Consider the following 761-nt stretch of genomic DNA (forward strand, 5'->3'; position numbering starts at 1 on the left):
CCACGGCGGCTTGATCTCCGGCCTGCTGCTGGCGGCGGGCCGGGCGCTGGGCGAAACCATGGCGGTGCTGATGGTAGCCGGCAATGCCGTGCAACAACCGCACAGCCTGTTCGATTCGGTGCGCACCCTGACCGCCAATATCGCCCTGGAAATGGCTTATGCGATGGGCGACCACCGCGCCGCGCTGTTCGTTTCGGGATTGGCCTTGATGCTGCTGGTGCTGATACTGGTCGGTGTGGCCGACGCGTTGAACAGGAAAACGCCTTATGCCTAAAAATCGGCTGGCGACAGGTTTGATCTGGCTGAGTGCCATGCTGATCTGCGCGGTATTCGTCCGGCTGTTGGCCGACATGTTGCTGAACGGCCTGCCCCGGCTGTCCTGGACGTTTTTATCCACGGCGCCGAGCGACGCCGGACGCGCCGGCGGCATCGCACCGATTATCGTCTCGACCGGGCTGATCGTGCTGGTTGCCGTTATCGCCGCCGGGCCGCTGGGTTTGGCCACCGCGATCCTGCTCAGCGAATTCACTTCGCCAAGCAGCCGCTTCGGCCGCTTAATCGAACGCAGCCTGGACGTATTGGCCGGGGTGCCGTCCATCGTCTTCGGCTTGTTCGGCAACGCCTTTTTCTGTATTTACCTGGGACTGGGTTTTTCGATACTGTCCGGCGGCTTGACCTTGGCCTGCATGGCGCTGCCCATCATGATCAACACTGCGGCGGCCGGCTTGCGCGCGGCGCCGGACGATTACCGGGTATGCGCC

At 63.3% G+C, this 761-nt stretch carries 1 protein-coding gene and 1 pseudogene; both read left to right on the plus strand.

Features of this window, described 5'->3' with window-relative positions; translation table 11 throughout:
• Positions 1-274: pseudogene (locus tag NP596_RS21705) on the plus strand (phosphate ABC transporter permease subunit PstC); the annotation flags it as partial.
• Positions 267-761: PstA family ABC transporter permease (locus NP596_RS21710; protein ID WP_256617453.1), on the plus strand; the 495-nt coding region annotated here is incomplete at its 3' end. The pseudogene NP596_RS21705 and the gene NP596_RS21710, both read left to right, overlap by 8 nt.

Source organism: Methylomonas rivi (assembly GCF_024505165.1).
Taxonomy (GTDB): domain Bacteria; phylum Pseudomonadota; class Gammaproteobacteria; order Methylococcales; family Methylomonadaceae; genus Methylomonas; species Methylomonas rivi.